The organism is Cupriavidus sp. 21MJTG02-4 (genome assembly GCF_057798975.1).
The window spans coordinates 403,534-418,601 of sequence record NZ_JBYOJP010000004.1; the positions used below are offsets into that span (position 1 = coordinate 403,534).

At 66.9% G+C, this 15,068-nt stretch carries 14 protein-coding genes; 8 read left to right on the forward strand and 6 right to left on the reverse strand.

From position 1 onward, the window contains the following. Positions 1-189: 189 nt before the first annotated feature. Together AC3FKH_RS11205 and senA are read right to left on the reverse strand one after the other, a co-directional pair. Positions 190-1,254: a VWA domain-containing protein gene (locus AC3FKH_RS11205; RefSeq protein WP_488675498.1), complete on the reverse strand. Its 1,065-nt coding sequence runs from the start codon at positions 1,252-1,254 to the stop codon at positions 190-192. A gap of 49 nt (positions 1,255-1,303) precedes the next feature. Beyond that, positions 1,304-2,503, reverse strand: coding sequence for a selenoneine synthase SenA (senA, locus tag AC3FKH_RS11210; RefSeq protein ID WP_488675499.1), 1,200 nt, complete (start codon positions 2,501-2,503; stop codon positions 1,304-1,306). On the opposite strand from senA, the gene senB reads away from it, so the two are divergent. The 8 genes from senB (at position 2,502) to AC3FKH_RS11250 (ending at position 10,345) form a co-directional block, all read left to right on the forward strand. Beyond that, the gene (senB, locus tag AC3FKH_RS11215; protein WP_488675501.1) at positions 2,502-3,515 is read left to right on the forward strand and encodes a selenoneine biosynthesis selenosugar synthase SenB; all 1,014 of its coding nucleotides are present in this window, start codon (positions 2,502-2,504) and stop codon (positions 3,513-3,515) included. The genes senA and senB overlap by 2 nt on opposite strands. After that, a complete protein-coding gene (selD, locus tag AC3FKH_RS11220) occupies positions 3,512-4,567 on the forward strand; it encodes a selenide, water dikinase SelD (RefSeq protein ID WP_488675503.1) in 1,056 nt (351 codons plus the stop codon). The genes senB and selD overlap by 4 nt, the downstream gene beginning before the upstream one ends. Further along, complete coding sequence (locus AC3FKH_RS11225; protein WP_488675643.1) at positions 4,545-5,402, forward strand: putative selenate ABC transporter substrate-binding protein; 858 nt, start codon at positions 4,545-4,547, stop codon at positions 5,400-5,402. The genes selD and AC3FKH_RS11225 overlap by 23 nt, the downstream gene beginning before the upstream one ends. A 10-nt stretch (positions 5,403-5,412) precedes the next feature. Continuing rightward, complete coding sequence (locus tag AC3FKH_RS11230; protein WP_488675505.1) at positions 5,413-6,246, forward strand: phosphonate ABC transporter ATP-binding protein; 834 nt, start codon at positions 5,413-5,415, stop codon at positions 6,244-6,246. Further along, positions 6,243-7,064, forward strand: a complete 822-nt coding sequence (locus AC3FKH_RS11235) for a PhnE/PtxC family ABC transporter permease (protein ID WP_488675506.1) — start codon at positions 6,243-6,245, stop codon at positions 7,062-7,064. The genes AC3FKH_RS11230 and AC3FKH_RS11235 overlap by 4 nt, the downstream gene beginning before the upstream one ends. Before the next feature lie 36 nt (positions 7,065-7,100). Continuing rightward, a complete protein-coding gene (phnE, locus tag AC3FKH_RS11240) occupies positions 7,101-7,856 on the forward strand; it encodes a phosphonate ABC transporter, permease protein PhnE (protein WP_488675508.1) in 756 nt (251 codons plus the stop codon). A gap of 81 nt (positions 7,857-7,937) precedes the next feature. After that, positions 7,938-8,366: a PRC-barrel domain-containing protein gene (locus AC3FKH_RS11245; RefSeq protein ID WP_488675509.1), complete on the forward strand. Its 429-nt coding sequence runs from the start codon at positions 7,938-7,940 to the stop codon at positions 8,364-8,366. 608 nt (positions 8,367-8,974) lie between these two features. After that, positions 8,975-10,345: an MFS transporter gene (locus AC3FKH_RS11250; protein WP_488675511.1), complete on the forward strand. Its 1,371-nt coding sequence runs from the start codon at positions 8,975-8,977 to the stop codon at positions 10,343-10,345. Between the two features lie 75 nt (positions 10,346-10,420). On the opposite strand, the gene AC3FKH_RS11255 is transcribed toward AC3FKH_RS11250, so the two are convergent. The 4 genes from AC3FKH_RS11255 to AC3FKH_RS11270 form a co-directional block, all read right to left on the reverse strand. Further along, positions 10,421-10,849 (reverse strand): nuclear transport factor 2 family protein, encoded by a 429-nt coding sequence (locus AC3FKH_RS11255; protein ID WP_488675513.1) that lies wholly within the window; start codon positions 10,847-10,849, stop codon positions 10,421-10,423. A gap of 97 nt (positions 10,850-10,946) precedes the next feature. Further along, the gene (locus AC3FKH_RS11260; RefSeq protein WP_483711645.1) at positions 10,947-12,005 is read right to left on the reverse strand and encodes a beta-keto acid cleavage family enzyme; all 1,059 of its coding nucleotides are present in this window, start codon (positions 12,003-12,005) and stop codon (positions 10,947-10,949) included. A 253-nt stretch (positions 12,006-12,258) separates the two neighbouring features. After that, positions 12,259-13,671 carry an AtzE family amidohydrolase gene (locus AC3FKH_RS11265; protein WP_488675515.1) on the reverse strand — a complete coding sequence of 471 codons (1,413 nt, stop codon included), beginning with the start codon at positions 13,669-13,671 and terminating at the stop codon, positions 12,259-12,261. After that, positions 13,671-15,035 carry an MFS transporter gene (locus AC3FKH_RS11270; RefSeq protein ID WP_488675517.1) on the reverse strand — a complete coding sequence of 455 codons (1,365 nt, stop codon included), beginning with the start codon at positions 15,033-15,035 and terminating at the stop codon, positions 13,671-13,673. Before AC3FKH_RS11270 ends, AC3FKH_RS11265 begins: the two co-directional genes overlap by 1 nt. Positions 15,036-15,068: the final 33 nt, after the last annotated feature.

A 15,068-nucleotide genomic window follows, 5' to 3' on the forward strand; every position in this document is an offset into this window, starting at 1 on the left:
TTCCCTCAGGCGCCCTTCGTTTCCGGCCGCGTCCGCTGCGTTCGCCGGGCATCACTTGCCTCGGCATGGTCCCCGACACCGATGGCGGCCGGAGCATCTATCGCCATTTAATTGGCAGCGATGATTTATCGGGATTGGACAAATGCCGATAAACCGCCCCCCTTCGCCGCCCGGCGCTGGCGGCCAAGTTCACCGCCGGAACCACAGCAGCGACAAAGCGCACGCTACCACCAGCAGCAAGGCGGAAGCTGCCGCCAGCAAGGCACTGATCTCGATTTCCTTGCGCTCCAGCACGAAGCGCGCGCTCAACTGGCGATACACCTGCTTCAGGTCCGCGGCAGACCCCGCCGCGAAGTATTCGCCTTCCGTGAGCATCGCGACGGAGCGCAAGGTGGATTCATCCGGCTGCATGGTGAAGTCCATGCCCGATGCCGCCTCACTGCTATCCGGGGGCGCACCGAAGCCCACGGTAAAGACGCGCACGCCGCGCTGGGCGGCCATGCGCGCGGCGTCCAGCGGGTCGGGGCCGGTGGTACGGCGGCCATCGCTGAGCAGGATCACCGCGCCGTGCCGGTAAGCGCCCGGCTGGGTGGTCCGCCCTTCCTGCTCGCGCTTGCGGACGGCATCCGCCGCGGCGGCCTCCGTCAGCGATCTTCCTGCAGCGCCGGGCGCGAGCGACTCGCCACTGAAGAGAATCGCTTCCAGATCGATGCCATCGTCGGGTAACAACACGGCCAGCGCCTGGATCAGTCCGCTGCCTGTGGCCGTGCCCTGCTGCAGTTGAAAGCGATCGACCGCGTCGAGCATGTCCTGCCGGTTGTCGGTGGGCGGCAGGATGACGATCGCCGTCGCGGCAAACGAAACAATACCCAGGCGCACGCTGGCCGGCAGCCCGACAATCAGCTCCCGGGCAGCTTGCTGGGCCGCGCTGATCCGCGTGGGGGCGACATCCGTCGCCGCCATGCTGCGCGAGACGTCCATGGCCAGTACCAGCGTGATGGTGTCGGACGGCAGCGTAAGGGTCGCCATGGGCCGGGCGCAAGCCAGCAGGGCTGCGCCCAGCGAGACCAGCAGCAGCAGCGGCGGGATGTGGCGCCGCAGCCGTTGCCTGCGACCCAGCGCTGCCCGCGGCAGCGCAAGGCTGGCGTACACCAGCGCGTACTTCTTGCGTCGCGAAATCAGGTACAGGTAGGCCGCTGACAGCAGGGGAAGCAAGGCCAGCAGCCAGAGCATGTGTGGCCAGAGAAACCGCATCCGATGCTCCTTGGCGCGTGAGTCAGATGATCTTACCGCCCCTGCGCCCTCAACCGCAGCAGCGGAATCCGACAAAGAGATCGCTGCGGCCCGGCAGGTAGAAATTCCGGTAGCGAGGATGCTGCATGCGGGCATCCGTGGCGAACGATCCGCCACGAACGGAGCGATGCGTGCGGAACCAGGGGGCGGAATACTCCTGGTAGGGGTCGGGCGAGAAGCCTGCATAGGGCACGAACGGATCCGCCATCCATTCCCACACGGCGCCGCCCCACTGGATCAGGTCGTGCGTGGCCGCATATTCCCATTCGGACTCCGCAGGCAAGCGCTTGCCGGCCCAGCGGCAATAGGCTTCGGCCTCGTGGGCATTGACGTGACACACCGGCTGTTCCGGCGGCAGCGGCACCCATTGCCCGAACCAGCGCAGCGCCCATTGCCGCGCGGTCCCGCCGTCCGTCTCGCGCCAGCGCACCGGATGCGTCAGGCCGCTCTGCCGCAGCCATGCGCGTCCGTCGTCGGACCACCACCGAGGGTCGCGGTAGCCGCCGGCGGCGACGAACTCCGCGAAGGCGGCATTGCTCACGCAACTTTGATCGATGCGGAAAGGCGCGACGCGGACCGGGTGAGCCCACTTCTCGTTGTCGAAGGCAAAGCCGTCGCCATCGGACGTCCCCATCAGGAACGTGTCGCCGCCTGCGGCGACCGGCCCCGAGTCCGGCGCCATGGCAGGCATGGCCAGCGGGGCATGCAGCGGATAGTCCAGCGTCTGGCGCATATAGGTCAGCGCCTCCGCATGCATGTCTTCGTGGAACAAGGCGAGCCGGTAAAAATAGAGCGCCGCGTCGGTATCGTCCGATGCGGCGAGCCTGGCGCGAACGTGCGCCAGCACGGCGGCAGCGTAGTCGCGAATCTCGGGGAGCGGGGGCAGCGCCAGATGCCATCGATCCTGGTGGGCGACGCGCATGGAATCGAACAGGCGGTCGGCGTCCGGCAGCATGGAAGGGAGGCTGGCGATCCAGCGGCCGTCCTGCCCTGCACGCGGCTCGCGCAGCACCCATTGCTCCGTGAACCAGGCGATATGGGCATATTCCCACAAGGGCGGATTGATTCCCGCATCGTAGGGAACATGCCACTGCGACGGCGACAGGCCCTGAAGCACGGCCCAGGTGCGCCGGTGCGCCCCGGCAAACGCCGCATCGAGCCCGAACTTGTTTATCCTTCTTGCTACCGCCCCCTCGGAACCTGTCGTCATGCGTCCTCCCAAGGCCAACGTCGCGATTATCAGTCCGGCGCTGCGCAAAGCCAACAACGGCAACTGGCAAACCGCCCATCGCTGGTCCCGGTTCCTGCAGGAAGACTATGCGGTCACACTGGCCGCGGAATGGTTGGCGGCCAGCCCCGGCGGCGCCTTGCCCGACTGCCTGATCGCCCTGCACGCGCGCCGCTCGGCCGAGTCCATTGCCAGCTTCGCGGGGGCCTGTCCCGACCGTCCGCGGATCGTCGTGCTGACCGGCACCGATCTGTACCGCGATATCCGCACCGATGCCTGTGCCCGGCGTTCGCTTGAACTCGCCACGCACCTGGTGGTGCTGCAGCAAGAAGGGCTGGCCGAGTTACCGGACGCCCAGCGCGGCAAGTGCCGGGTGATCTACCAATCGGCGCCGGCATGCACACCCACCGCGCCCAGCGAGGATCACTTCGATGTCGTGGTGGTCGGCCATATGCGGGCGGAAAAGGATCCCCTGACGCCCATGCGCGCCCTGGCGCTGCTCCCCGACGATTCGCGCGTGCGCCTGATCCAGATCGGCGGCGCGCTGGACAAGGCGTATGAGCAGGCCGCCCTGGCGCTGGAGACCCAGGCCTGGCCCGGCCCGCGGCGCTATGTCTGGCTCGGGAACCTGCCCCATGACCAAACCCGCCAGCACATCCGGGAAGCCCGGGTCATGGTGGTCTCCAGTGTCATGGAAGGTGGCGCCAACGTGATCATCGAGGCCGTCGCCAGCGGCGTGCCGGTGGTGGCCAGCCGTATTCCGGGCAATATCGGCATGCTCGGCGGTGACTACGAAGGCTATTTTCCGGTCGGTGACGCCGCGCAACTGGCGCGGGTGCTGGAGCGCGCCAGCCGCGACGCCGGGTTCCTGACCCGCCTGCGCCAGCAATGCGCACTGCGGGCGCCGCTGTTCGCGCCGGCCCGCGAACGCGCGGAAGTGAGTAAACTTGTCGCCGACGCCTTGAAACCAGAATCACCCGGAGCCCTGCAGTGACCCAGCCAGACAACACCAAGATCAAGCTCACCGCCTTCTCCCACGGCGGCGGATGCGGATGCAAGATCGCGCCCGGCGTGCTATCCGAAATCCTCAGGAATTCGGTTGGCTTCCCGGCGCCGGCGGCCCTGCTGGTCGGCAAGGAAACCAGCGATGACGCCGCGGTCTACAAGCTCAATGACACCCAGGCCCTGATCGCCACTACCGATTTCTTCATGCCGGTAGTGGACGATCCGTACGACTTCGGGCGCATTGCCGCCACCAACGCCATCTCCGACGTCTACGCCATGGGCGGGACGCCGATCATGGCACTGGCGCTGGTCGGCATGCCCATCGAGAAGCTGCCGCCCGAGGTCATCGGCAAGATCCTCGAAGGGGGCGAATCGGTCTGCGCCCAGGCGGGCATCCCGGTCGCGGGCGGCCACACCATCGATTCCCTTGAGCCGATCTACGGGCTGGTGGTACTGGGCCTGGTGCATCCGGATCGGGTCAAGAAGAACAGCGGCGCCCGCCCGGGCGACAAGCTGGTCCTTGGCAAGCCGTTGGGCGTGGGCGTGCTGTCCGCCGCGGTGAAGAAGGACAAGCTCGATGCCGACGGCTACCAGGAACTGATTGCCTGCACCACCCGGCTCAACACGCCCGGCCGGCTGCTGGCCGAAGTCCCGGGCGTCCACGCGCTGACCGACGTGACGGGCTTTGGCCTGCTCGGCCACTTGCTGGAGCTGTGCCGTGGCGCGGGCATCGGCGCCCGACTCGACATGGCGCGCATTCCCTTGCTGCCGCGCGTCGAGCGCATGGCCGCCGAGGGGCTGGTGACCGGCGCCTCGGGGCGCAACTGGGCCAGCTACGGCGGCGAGGTGGACTTGTCCACCTCTGTCACGCCCAGCCAGCAGGCGCTGCTGACCGACCCCCAGACCAGCGGCGGCTTGCTGGTGTCGTGCGCACCGGATGCCGTGGACGAGGTCCTGGAAATCTTTCGCCGCGAAGGCTTCGCGGACGCTGCAGTGATCGGAGAGATGACTCATGGAGATGCCCGTGTTGCCGTTGCTTAAGCGCCTTGCCGCGCTCGCCCTGCTGGGCTTTGCCGGTCTCGCCAGTGCCCAGTCGGTCCTGCGGGTCTCGGCCATCCCCGACGAATCCCCGACCGAACTGCAGCGCAAGTTCGCGCCGCTCGGCCACTACCTGGAGAAGGAAACCGGCATGAAGGTGCAGTTCGTGCCCGTCACGGACTACGCCGCGGTGGTCGAATCGCTGGCCACCGGCAAGATCGACATGGCCTGGCTGGGCGGCTTTACCTACGTCCAGAGCAAGATCCGGACAAAGGGGGCCACCATCCCCATCGTCCAGCGCCAGGAAGATGCCGCGTTCACCAGCAAGTTCATCACCGCCAACAGCGCGATCAAGTCGCTGGCCGACCTCAAGGGGCACACCTTCGCCTTCGGCGCGCCGTCGTCGACGTCAGGCCACCTGATGCCGCGGCACTTCCTGCTGGAGGCCGGCATCAATCCGGACAAGGACTTCAAGACCGTCGCCTATTCGGGCGCCCACGATGCGACGGTGGCGTTCGTGCAGGCCGGCAAGGCCGACGCCGGCGTGCTCAACGCCTCGGTATGGGACAAGCTGGTGGAGCAGCACAAGGTGGATCCCGCCAAGGTCCGGGTCTTTGCCGTGACGCCGCCCTACTTCGACTACAACTGGACCGTGCGCGGCGGGCTCGATCCGGCCCTGCGCAAGAAGCTGACCGACGCGTTCCTGCGGCTTGACCCCGCCAATCCCGAGCAGCGCGAGATCATGGCCTTGCAGCGGACCGTCAAGTACATCCCCACCCGCGCGGAAAACTACGCCGGGATCGAGACCGCCGCCCGCGCCGCCGGCCTTATCCAGTAATGCGGGCCTGATGAGTTTCCGCCTGGATGCCGCCAGCATCCGTTACGCCAACGGACAACGCGCGCTGAGCCAGATCACGCTGGCAGCCAGCCGCGGCGAGCCGATCGCCATCATCGGTCCGTCCGGCGCCGGCAAGACTTCCTTGCTGCGATTGCTGGCCACGTCGCTGCGGCCCGGCGAAGGCCGGGTCGAGGTACTGGAGCAAAGCCCCTGGGCGCTGTCCGCCGCGCGCCTGCGGCAACTGCGCTGCCGCATCGGCATGGTCCACCAGGCCCCGCCGATGCCGCCGCGCCAGCGCGTGATCACCGCCATCCTGGCCGGCCGCCTGGGCCTGTGGCCCGCCTGGAAATCGTTGTTGTCGCTGGTCTATCCGGCCGACATCGATGGCGCCGCCGAACAGCTCGCCCGCCTGGAGCTGGCCGATCGCCTGTTCGACCGGTGCGACCAGCTCTCGGGTGGCCAGTTGCAGCGCGTGGGGGTGGCCCGCGTCCTTTACCAGCGGCCCGAACTGATCCTGGCGGACGAGCCGGTCTCGGCCATGGACCCGGTGCTGGCCAACCTGACCCTGGGCGAACTGCGCAAGGAAGCGGATACGCGCGCCGTGGCCCTGGTGGCCAGCCTGCATGCCGTGGACCTGGCGCTGCGCTGGTTTCCCCGCATCGTCGGCCTGAAGGCGGGCGAGATTGCCTTCGACCTGCCGGCCGCACGCGTGACCGATGCCCTGCTGCGCGAACTCTATGCCTCCGAAAGCACGACGCCGCCGGTGCAAGGCGGACAGCCCCTGATCAGCGTCGCCACAGGCGCGCGCGGCGACGGCACCCCATCCAGGCCGGCGTGCCGATGACCGCCCACCCGCGCGATCCCCATGCGCTGCGGCGCGCCAGCGGACTCGTGCTCGCGCTGCTCGTGCTGTGGCCATTGCTGCGGCTGTCCCAGTTCAGCCCTTCCACCTTGTTCGACGCCGGCAACCTCAAGGTGGTAGGCGCTTTCGTGCGCAATTTCCTGCCGCCCGAGGTGTCGGGCGAATTTCTCGGCCTTGTAGTCAAGGCCACGCTCGAAACACTGGCGATCGCCACCGCGGGGATTGCGCTCGCCTTTGTCGTGGCGGCACCGCTGGCCGTGGCCCTGACGAGCAGCCTTTCCGTGTCGCGCATCGGCCCTGGCACGGGACACAAGCCGCGCATGGCGGTGCGCGCCGGCGTGCGCGCCCTGGTGCTGCTGCTGCGCGGCGTGCCGGAACTGGTATGGGCGCTGGTCTTCGTGCGCGCCCTCGGCCTGGGCGCGGCCGCGGGCGTCCTCGCCCTGGCCATCACCTATGGCGGCATGCTGGCAAAAGTCTATGCCGAGATCCTGGAATCCAGTGACAAACACGCCGTGCATGCCCTGCTTGCCAGCGGGAGCGGACGCCTGCCGGCCCTGTTCTATGGCCTGATTCCCCATGCCGCGCAGGAACTGGTCTCGTACACGGTCTACCGCTGGGAATGTGCCATCCGCGCTTCGGTGGTCATGGGTTTCGTGGGCGCCGGCGGGCTGGGGCAGTTGATGGACCAGGCCATGAAGCTGCTTAACGGCGGCGAAGCCGCGACCATCCTGCTGGTGTTCCTGCTGCTGGTGCTGCTGGCGGACGCGCTCAGCGCGCGGCTGCGCAAGCTGCTCGACTGAATCATGGCGAACAAGGCCAGGGCCGCCCAATTCTGCATGCGATGCCTGCTCACCCTGATCGCGGTGGCCGCCGCGGTGTCGGGCAGCTTTGCGTACCTGTCGCTCGATCTGGGCCAGCTCTTTTCGGCGGACGCTGCGGCCGAGATGGCGCACTTCCTCCTGACGTTCTTCCCGCCGGACCTGTCGTCCGCCTACCTGGCAAAGACCGCAGTCAGCATGCTCGAAACACTCGCCGTGTCCGCCGTGGGCACGCTGTGCGCGGCGGTGCTGGGCTTTGGCCTGGCGCTGCCGGCTTGCGGCCTTTACGGCGATGCGCTGCGCGCGTTGTCGCGCTTGCTGCTGAACCTGTTGCGCTCGATTCCGGAGCTGGTATGGGCCGCCTTGGCCGTGCTGGCAGTCGGCCTTGGGCCGTTTGCCGGCACCCTCGCCCTCGCCATGCACACGGCGGGCGTGCTCGGCCGCCTGTTCGCCGAGGCGCTCGAGAATGCGCCGCCGGCGCCCGCGCGCGCGCTGAAGGAAGGCGGCAGCCCGGCAGCGCTGGTGTTCGTGTATGGGACGCTGCCCGGCGTATGGCCCCAGTTCCTGGCCTACATCCTGTACCGCTGGGAAACGAATATCCGCATGGCGGCGATCCTTGGCTTTGTCGGCGCCGGCGGGCTCGGGCAGATGCTGTATTTCGAGCTGTCGCTGTTCCGCCTGCCCCAGGCTTGCACGGTGATCATCGCCATGCTTGCGCTGGCGGCTGTGGTCGACGCCGCCAGCGCGGTCATGCGGGTAGACCGGCACGCATGACGCGGCGCTGGCCAAAGTCATTGGCCAGCAGGCATGCAGGTTGCTCCGTCAGGGAACCAGCAACCGTTTCGGAGACCCGCCATGGATCGCTATCTCACCTCGGACCTGGGCGCCGCGATCGTGGGCAGCGGCGTTGGCAAGGGTCCCGGACCGGAAATCATGGCGGCATCAAGCTTCGACGCGACCCGGGTCTACTCAACCGACAACGAATACGTTGGCGATATCAAGGAGATCATGATCGACGTCCCACACGGCAGCGTCGCCTACGTGGTCCTGGCGACTGGCGGCTTCCTGCGCATGGGCGAGACGCTGCATGCCATTCCGTGGAGCGCGCTGGTCATGGACACGGACGCCAAATGTTTCCGCGTGGGCCTCAGCGCCAACCGCATCAAGTACGGACCGGGCTTTCACAAGGACAACTGGCCCAGCATGGCCGATGAACAATGGGCCATCGATGTGCATCGCTACTATGAGCGCGAGCCGTACTGGCTGGTCCAGCCGGGTTCCTGATCGTCGACGTTCGACCCCGTAGCCGGGAACCTGCGGGGCCACAGGGGCTTCAGGCAAGTCTTGAAGGGTGAGTGAGCGCACGGTGCAGAAATGACAAACCTGTCCCCTACCGTCGCCGCACGTGGGACCTATGCGGCTTCGCTGCGAAGCAGCTCCACGGCGGAGCAGTGTCGCCGACGGGTTCGCTCTTCAAGCGCATGGCGGACACTCGGCGTGGCGTTGTCTTGCGCATCGCAGCCGGTTGGCTACCTGCTCGACCGATGGGGATTTTGCGGAAACCGACTGCCTACTGTCATTCGTAACAGTAGACAGCACTGCCGCATTCGGCGTGGATCGCCCCGTGAGGGCTGCCTGCCTGGGGCTTGATGATGCCGGTTGCGGCGGCCTTGATGACCGCTTCGATCCGCGTGGCGACGCTCAGCTCGTCGCGCGCATTGTGATGCCTGCGCGGAATGCATCCGGTCTACTGTCATAAATGACAGCGACGCGTTCCCTGCATCTGGCTCGCGAGTACGAAGCTGAAGGCGTTTTCAACGAGAAAGGTCCGGCGGGAACGCCTTCAGACGTCGGCTGTCTATACCGGTATATCGCCTATTGGGGATATGCAAATGGATCCCGCGCAAACCGGAGCGATGCCCCTCACTGAATCGGAGGCACGGCGCCAGTTGCGCCGCGCCGTGATCGCCAGCACAGTCGGCACCACGATCGAGTGGTATGACTTCTTCCTGTACAGCACAGTCACCGGCCTCGTGTTCGCCAAGCTGTACTTTCCAGAATCCGATCCGCTCGTCGGGACGCTGCAGGCGTTCCTGATCTACGCCGTCGGCTTTATCGCGCGGCCAATCGGCGCTGCCATCTTCGGCCATTACGGCGACCGCATCGGTCGCAAGGCCACGCTGGTGGCCACGCTGCTGCTGATGGGGCTGGCGACGTTTGCCGTGGCGTTCGTGCCTTCCTATGCACGGATCGGCATCTGGGGCGCGGTGGCGCTGACGGTGTTGCGCTTTATCCAGGGCGTAGGCGTGGGCGGCGAATGGGGCGGCTCGGTCCTGATGTCGATGGAATGGGCGCGTTCCGATGCGCATCGCGGCCTGGTCGCATCCTGGCCGCAATTCGGCGTGCCGGCGGGATTGTTCCTGGCCAACCTGGCGGTGCTGGCGATGAGCTGGCTGGCCGGTGACCAGTTCCTGAGCTGGGGCTGGCGCGTACCGTTCCTGCTCAGCATCGCGCTGGTCGCGATCGGGCTCTATATCCGGCTCACCGTCCTCGAAACACCGGTCTTCGCGCGGCTGCTGGCCGAGCACCGGATCGAGAAGACGCCGATGCTGGAGGTGATTCGTCGCCAGCCGAAGGACATCATCCTGTCGGCCCTGGTCCGCATGGCCGAGCAGGCGCCCTTCTATATCTTCACGGCTTTTGTGTTCACCTATGGCGTCATGACACTGGGCATGTCGCGCGACCTGCTGTTGACCGCCGTGCTGGCCGCGGCCGTACTCGAGTTTTTCACGATCCCGTTCTTCGGGCACCTGTCGGACGTGTGGGGACGGCGCCGCATGTATATCGCGGGCGCGTTGGCGGTGGGCGTGTTCGGCTTCGTGTTCTTCGCGATGGTCGACACCCGCAATCCGATGTGGGTATTCGCCGCGATCGTGCTCTCGCTGGTTCCGCACGCGATGATGTACGGCCCGCAGGCGGCGTTGATCGCCGAGACCTTCACCGGACGCTTGCGTTACAGCGGTGCCTCGATGGGCTACCAGCTTGCCTCGGTGATCGCTGGCGGCCCCGCGCCGCTGATCGCGACGGCGCTGTTCGCCCGCTACCACACCGGATATGCGATTGCTATCTACGTGCTGGTGTGTGCCGCACTCAGCGTGTTTGCCGCTTCGCAATTGCGTGACTACACCAGGAAGGACATCTCGCGCGAGTACGATGATCCGGGCATCGCGCACGACAGTGGAACAACGCGGCACGTGACATGACCGGCTGGGCTGGGCCCCAGGCCCGATACAGATGCTACGGGAACCCGTAGCATCTGCACCGGCGACGCCGCTACGTCATGCCGTGAACGTGATCAAGGGATCGAGGCGCTGGATCAGCCAGTCGCCCTGTTCGCTGCAGGTCAACTCGCATTCCACCTCGGCCAGCATGGCCGGTACCGTGCCGGCCACGGGCAGCGCTGGCGCTTCGCCCTTGTCGGAGCGATAGACGGCCAGGTTGAAGGCAACCTTGGCGCGGGATCCGCTATGTTCAAGGACCAGGAAATTGCTGACATAGTGTCGCGTCAGCAGCGTCGCGGGCCGCTTGTTCAGGGAAGCGAGGATCTGCTCGTGTCCATGGAGCGCATTACCGCTGCGCTCCCAGATGCCGTCGGGCACGAAGCAACGGGAGGCACCAGCATAGTCACTGCGGTCGAGGGTGTAGTACAAGCGCGTCACGGTTTGCTCGGCAGCCATGACGTGGTGCAGACGCTCAGCGATATTCATTGTTTTCATTACCCCGGTTGTGTGGCCGGTAACGCTTGTCCGGCCGGCAAAAGCGTCCGGCCCGGACAAGCCCTGGCATGCAGGAATGCGCGCCCGGTCAGGCGGCCTTTTGCAGATAGCCCTGACGGCCACCGTTCCGGTTGGGCGCGAAGCCGTTGGCCTGCAGCGATTCCTCGACCGTGTCATAGAACACGCCGATCTTGGACATTTCTCGCGCTTCCTTGGCGGTCGCGATCGGGCGGCTCAGTTCACGCGAGATGCGCACGAGCTGCTCGACTTGCGCCGCCGTGCCAATCTTTTGCGTACGCGTCTGGTTCCAGAGATTGTCTTCCGTGCCACAGCGAACGTGCAGCCCCATCGCAATGCCCATGGTATTGACCGGCAGCACGTTGAGCACCGAGCTTTCCACCGTCACCACGGCCCCGTCCGGCACACCGCGCATGAAGTTGGCCAGGCTGTAGACCGTCGGCGAATCCATGCCGCCGCCAATCGCCACCCAGTTCATGACCAGCGGGCCCTTGTAGATGCCGCGGCGCATCAGCCGTTCCACCGACTCGAAGCTGTTGACGTTGTAGCACTGGAACGCGCTCTGGATCCCCGCGGCGGTCAGGCGGCGGACGTGTTCCTCGACCCAGCCCGGCTGCGCCGGCACGGTCATTTCCTTGTAGGCATTGAAGACCGCGGGATCTTCCATCGAGCTGCCCGCGATGTCGCGGTGGTCGAACTGCTCAAGGACGTTCATCTGCGACGTATTGACCGTGACCGTCACCTGGTCCGGCTTCGGATCGAGTTCGGCGAGCATGTGGCGGGTATCGTCGGAGAGCCACTTTGCAGCCGCGCCTTCGGTTTCCGGAGCGAAGCTGATGGAACCGCCGACCTGGATGATCATCTCGGGAACGCGCGCACGAACGCCGGCGATGAGCTCGTTGAACTTGGACAGGCGCTTGGAGCCCTTGCCATCCAGTTCGCGCACATGCAGGTGCAGCACGGTGGCGCCAGCGTTGTAGCAATCCACTGCCTTCTGGATTTGCTCTTCCATGGTGACGGGGATTTCGCCGGGGAAGTCCGACGGCATCCACGACGGGGCATAGGGCGCGGCCGTGATGATCAGGGGTTGCTGGTTTTCGGGGAACAGGTGTCCGTCAAGGAAGTTCATGGCAAGTCCGGGAAGGGAGATTACGGAACCGGACCGACCCGGCTCCCACGCAGTCATTATTTGCCAAGACGAGCCATGTCATTTGACATATAGGGACATCGACTTAACTAACCGGGACATCCGGCGGCCACGGCTCAAGAAGCTCGGAGAAAATGCCTTCCCCCCGAGCCGATACCCCCGCCTGCTCTGTTCCACGGCAAAGGCGCCAGGACCGCACGATCCGGCCTGGCCACAGGCCTTTGCGGAGGGCAAATCAGCGTGGGGCGAGATGTTCGACGATGCGTCGCGCGGCGGCGAAGCAGTGGTCCTCGTGCCACGGCGCGGCGATCACCTGCACGCCGCGCGGCAGCGGCGATGCCGCATCGGCCACGGGCATCGTGACCACCGGTAATCCCGCGAACGAGATCGGCTGCGTGAGCATGCCCAGCGTCTTCGCCGGTTCAAGCGCATGGCCGTTCACGTCGATCGAAAGGGTGTCGAAGCGCGGCGCGGCATAAGGCGTGGCGGCGGCCAGCAGGATGTCGCATTGCGCGAACAGCGCCGCGAATTCGCTGCGCCACGCCGCTTGCCGTGCGAGCGCCTCGGCATAGGTTGCGGCGGGATACTGTGCGCCTGCTGCCAGGCGCGAACGCAGGCGCGACGAGCATTGATGCTCGGGCACATCGAGCAGCGCCGAATGGGCCGCCGCGACTTCGCAGTTGGAAACGACCAACGCGGCCTGGCGCACCGCGTCGACGGTGGCGATGTCGAAGGAAATGTCGCGCACGTCACGGAACGCGGCTCCCGCCAGCTGTACCGTGCGCTGCGCCTGCGCGTCGGCATAGGCCGCAAAGTAGCCGCCAAGGATGCCCACGCGCAGACCGGCGGCATCACCCTCCCCGGCGTCCGGCATGCTCCCGCGCACGCGTTCCTGCCGAGGGTCGCGAGGGTCGTGCCCTTGCAGCACGTCGTAGAGCAGCGCGAGATCGTCGACATCGCGCGCGAAGCCGCCGATGACATCGAGCGAGTCCGCGTAAGGCACGCAGCCGCTGCGCGAGAGCCGGCCGAAGGTCGGCTTCACGCCCCACACGCCGCACAGCGCGGCCGGTGCCCGGATCGAACCGTTGGTGTCGCTGCCGAGCGCAAGCGGCACAAACCCGGCGGCCACGGCGGCGGCCGAGCCGCTCGACGAGCCGCCCGTCATGCGGGCCGTGTCGTGCGGGTTGCACACCGCGCCGAAGTGCGGATTCTCGCCAGTCGCGCCGCACGCCAGTTCGTCCATGTGCGTGGTGCCGATCAGTATCGCGCCCGCGCGGCGCAGTTGCGCCACCGCGAAGGCGTCATCAGTGGCGGCGGCGCGGGCCAGGCGTGCCGGCGAGCCGGCCACCGTGACATGGCCCGCCACGTCGAAATTGCTCTTGACCAGGAACGGCACGCCCGCAAGCGGCCCCACCTCCATGTCCGCCGCCACGCGCTCGTCCACGCGGCGCGCCGCGGCGAGCGCCTCGGCGCCATAGGTCTCGGCGCAAGCGTTGAGCGCGCGGTTGCCAGCCTCGATGGCGCGCAGCGCCGCGGCGGTAACGTCTTGCGCCTTCAATTGCCCGGCACGCACCTGCTCCGCCAGGCTGCGCGCATTGAGAGAATCCGGGCTCGCCGTCATGCCGGCCTCCGTGTTGGTGCGCGCCATCACGCGCCGCGCAGCATGAAGCGGCGCGGAATCGACAGGATCAGCGCGCCGGCCGCAAACAACGTGACGGCAAGCAGCGCCACCCCGACTTCCGTGCTGCCGGTCAGCCCCTTGAGATAGCCCATGATCGAAGGGCCGACGAAGCCGGCCACGGCAGCGCCGATGTTGACCAGGCCCGCGCCGCCGGCCGCCGCCGTGCCCGCGAGGATGCGCGAGGGCAGGCTCCAGAACATCGCCAGCGTGCTCATGATGCCGGCCACGCCGACGGTCAGGCACATCACGGCCAGCACCGGCTGCGCATGCACGCCCACGCTGGCAAGCAGCGCCACGCCGCCGACGAACATCGGCACGGCGGTGTGCCAGCGGCGTTCGCCGGTCCTGACCGAGTGCTGCGCGTTGAGCACCATGGCCACCGAGGCGACCAGGTACGGGATCGCGCTGATCGCGCCGATCTCGAAGTTGGACAGGTTGCCGAGCGCCTTGATCATCGTCGGCATCCAGAACACCAGGCCGTAGTTGCCCACGTTGTAGAGGAATGACGTCACGAACAGCAGCCACAGCGTTGGCTCGCGCAGCGCGGGACCCAGGCTCGTGCGCTTGCCGGCCGACTCCTGCGCCATCTCCTGCTGCACGATGCGCTTCTCGGCATCGCTGAGCCAGTTGGCGTCCTCGACGCGCTCGGTCACGCTCGCGTGCAGGTAAAGGCCAAGCAGCACCGCCGGCAGGCCTTCGACCAGGAACATCCACTGCCACCCTTTCAGGCCCAGGCCGCCGTGCGTGGCGTCCATGATCCAGCCCGACAGCGGCCCGCCCACGATCACGCCAAGCGGCATCGCCAGGAACAGCATGGCCATGACCTTGGACAGGCGCCGCGACGGGAACCACACGCTGAAATAGGCAATGACCGCGGGGAAGAAGCTGGCCTCGGTGATGCCGAGCAGGAAGCGCAGCGCGTAGAACGAAGTCTGGTCGACGGTCGCCAGCGTGGCAACTGAAACGACACCCCACGCCAGCATCGAACCGGCCAGGCATTTCTTCACGCCGATGCGGTTCACCAGATAGCCGGCCGGCACCTGCAGCAGCAGGTAGCCGAGGAAGAACAGCCCCGCGCCCACGCCGTAGGCGGCTTCGCTGAGGCCCAGGTCCCCCACCATCTGCAACTTGGCGAAGCCGACGTTGACGCGGTCGAGATAGCCAAAGAAGTAGCAGACCAGGATCAGCGGGATGATGCGCCGGCTGACCTTGCGGTAGAGCGCGTCGGCCTCGTGCGTGCTGTGCGTGCCGTGCGGGCGGTCGGTGCCGAGCGTGGCACGCGAGGCCGCCTGGACGCCGGGCGCACCCTGTGCGCCGTTCGAGATTGCCATGGGTGTCTCCGTAATAGGTTTGATTTTGCCCGT

What these genes read in the sequence shown, in the direction of transcription:
- AC3FKH_RS11205 (WP_488675498.1), bottom strand. Translation starts at nt 1,254, where the DNA reads ATGCGGTTTCTCTGGCCACACATGCTCTGGCTGCTGGCCTTGCTTCCC.
- senB (WP_488675501.1), top strand. Translation starts at nt 2,502, where the DNA reads ATGCGTCCTCCCAAGGCCAACGTCGCGATTATCAGTCCGGCGCTGCGC.
- senA (WP_488675499.1), bottom strand. Translation starts at nt 2,503, where the DNA reads ATGACGACAGGTTCCGAGGGGGCGGTAGCAAGAAGGATAAACAAGTTC.
- AC3FKH_RS11225 (WP_488675643.1), top strand. Translation starts at nt 4,545, where the DNA reads ATGCCCGTGTTGCCGTTGCTTAAGCGCCTTGCCGCGCTCGCCCTGCTG.
- AC3FKH_RS11230 (WP_488675505.1), top strand. Translation starts at nt 5,413, where the DNA reads ATGAGTTTCCGCCTGGATGCCGCCAGCATCCGTTACGCCAACGGACAA.
- AC3FKH_RS11235 (WP_488675506.1), top strand. Translation starts at nt 6,243, where the DNA reads ATGACCGCCCACCCGCGCGATCCCCATGCGCTGCGGCGCGCCAGCGGA.
- phnE (WP_488675508.1), top strand. Translation starts at nt 7,101, where the DNA reads ATGCGATGCCTGCTCACCCTGATCGCGGTGGCCGCCGCGGTGTCGGGC.
- AC3FKH_RS11245 (WP_488675509.1), top strand. Translation starts at nt 7,938, where the DNA reads ATGGATCGCTATCTCACCTCGGACCTGGGCGCCGCGATCGTGGGCAGC.
- AC3FKH_RS11250 (WP_488675511.1), top strand. Translation starts at nt 8,975, where the DNA reads ATGGATCCCGCGCAAACCGGAGCGATGCCCCTCACTGAATCGGAGGCA.
- AC3FKH_RS11255 (WP_488675513.1), bottom strand. Translation starts at nt 10,849, where the DNA reads ATGAATATCGCTGAGCGTCTGCACCACGTCATGGCTGCCGAGCAAACC.
- AC3FKH_RS11260 (WP_483711645.1), bottom strand. Translation starts at nt 12,005, where the DNA reads ATGAACTTCCTTGACGGACACCTGTTCCCCGAAAACCAGCAACCCCTG.
- AC3FKH_RS11265 (WP_488675515.1), bottom strand. Translation starts at nt 13,671, where the DNA reads ATGGCGCGCACCAACACGGAGGCCGGCATGACGGCGAGCCCGGATTCT.
- AC3FKH_RS11270 (WP_488675517.1), bottom strand. Translation starts at nt 15,035, where the DNA reads ATGGCAATCTCGAACGGCGCACAGGGTGCGCCCGGCGTCCAGGCGGCC.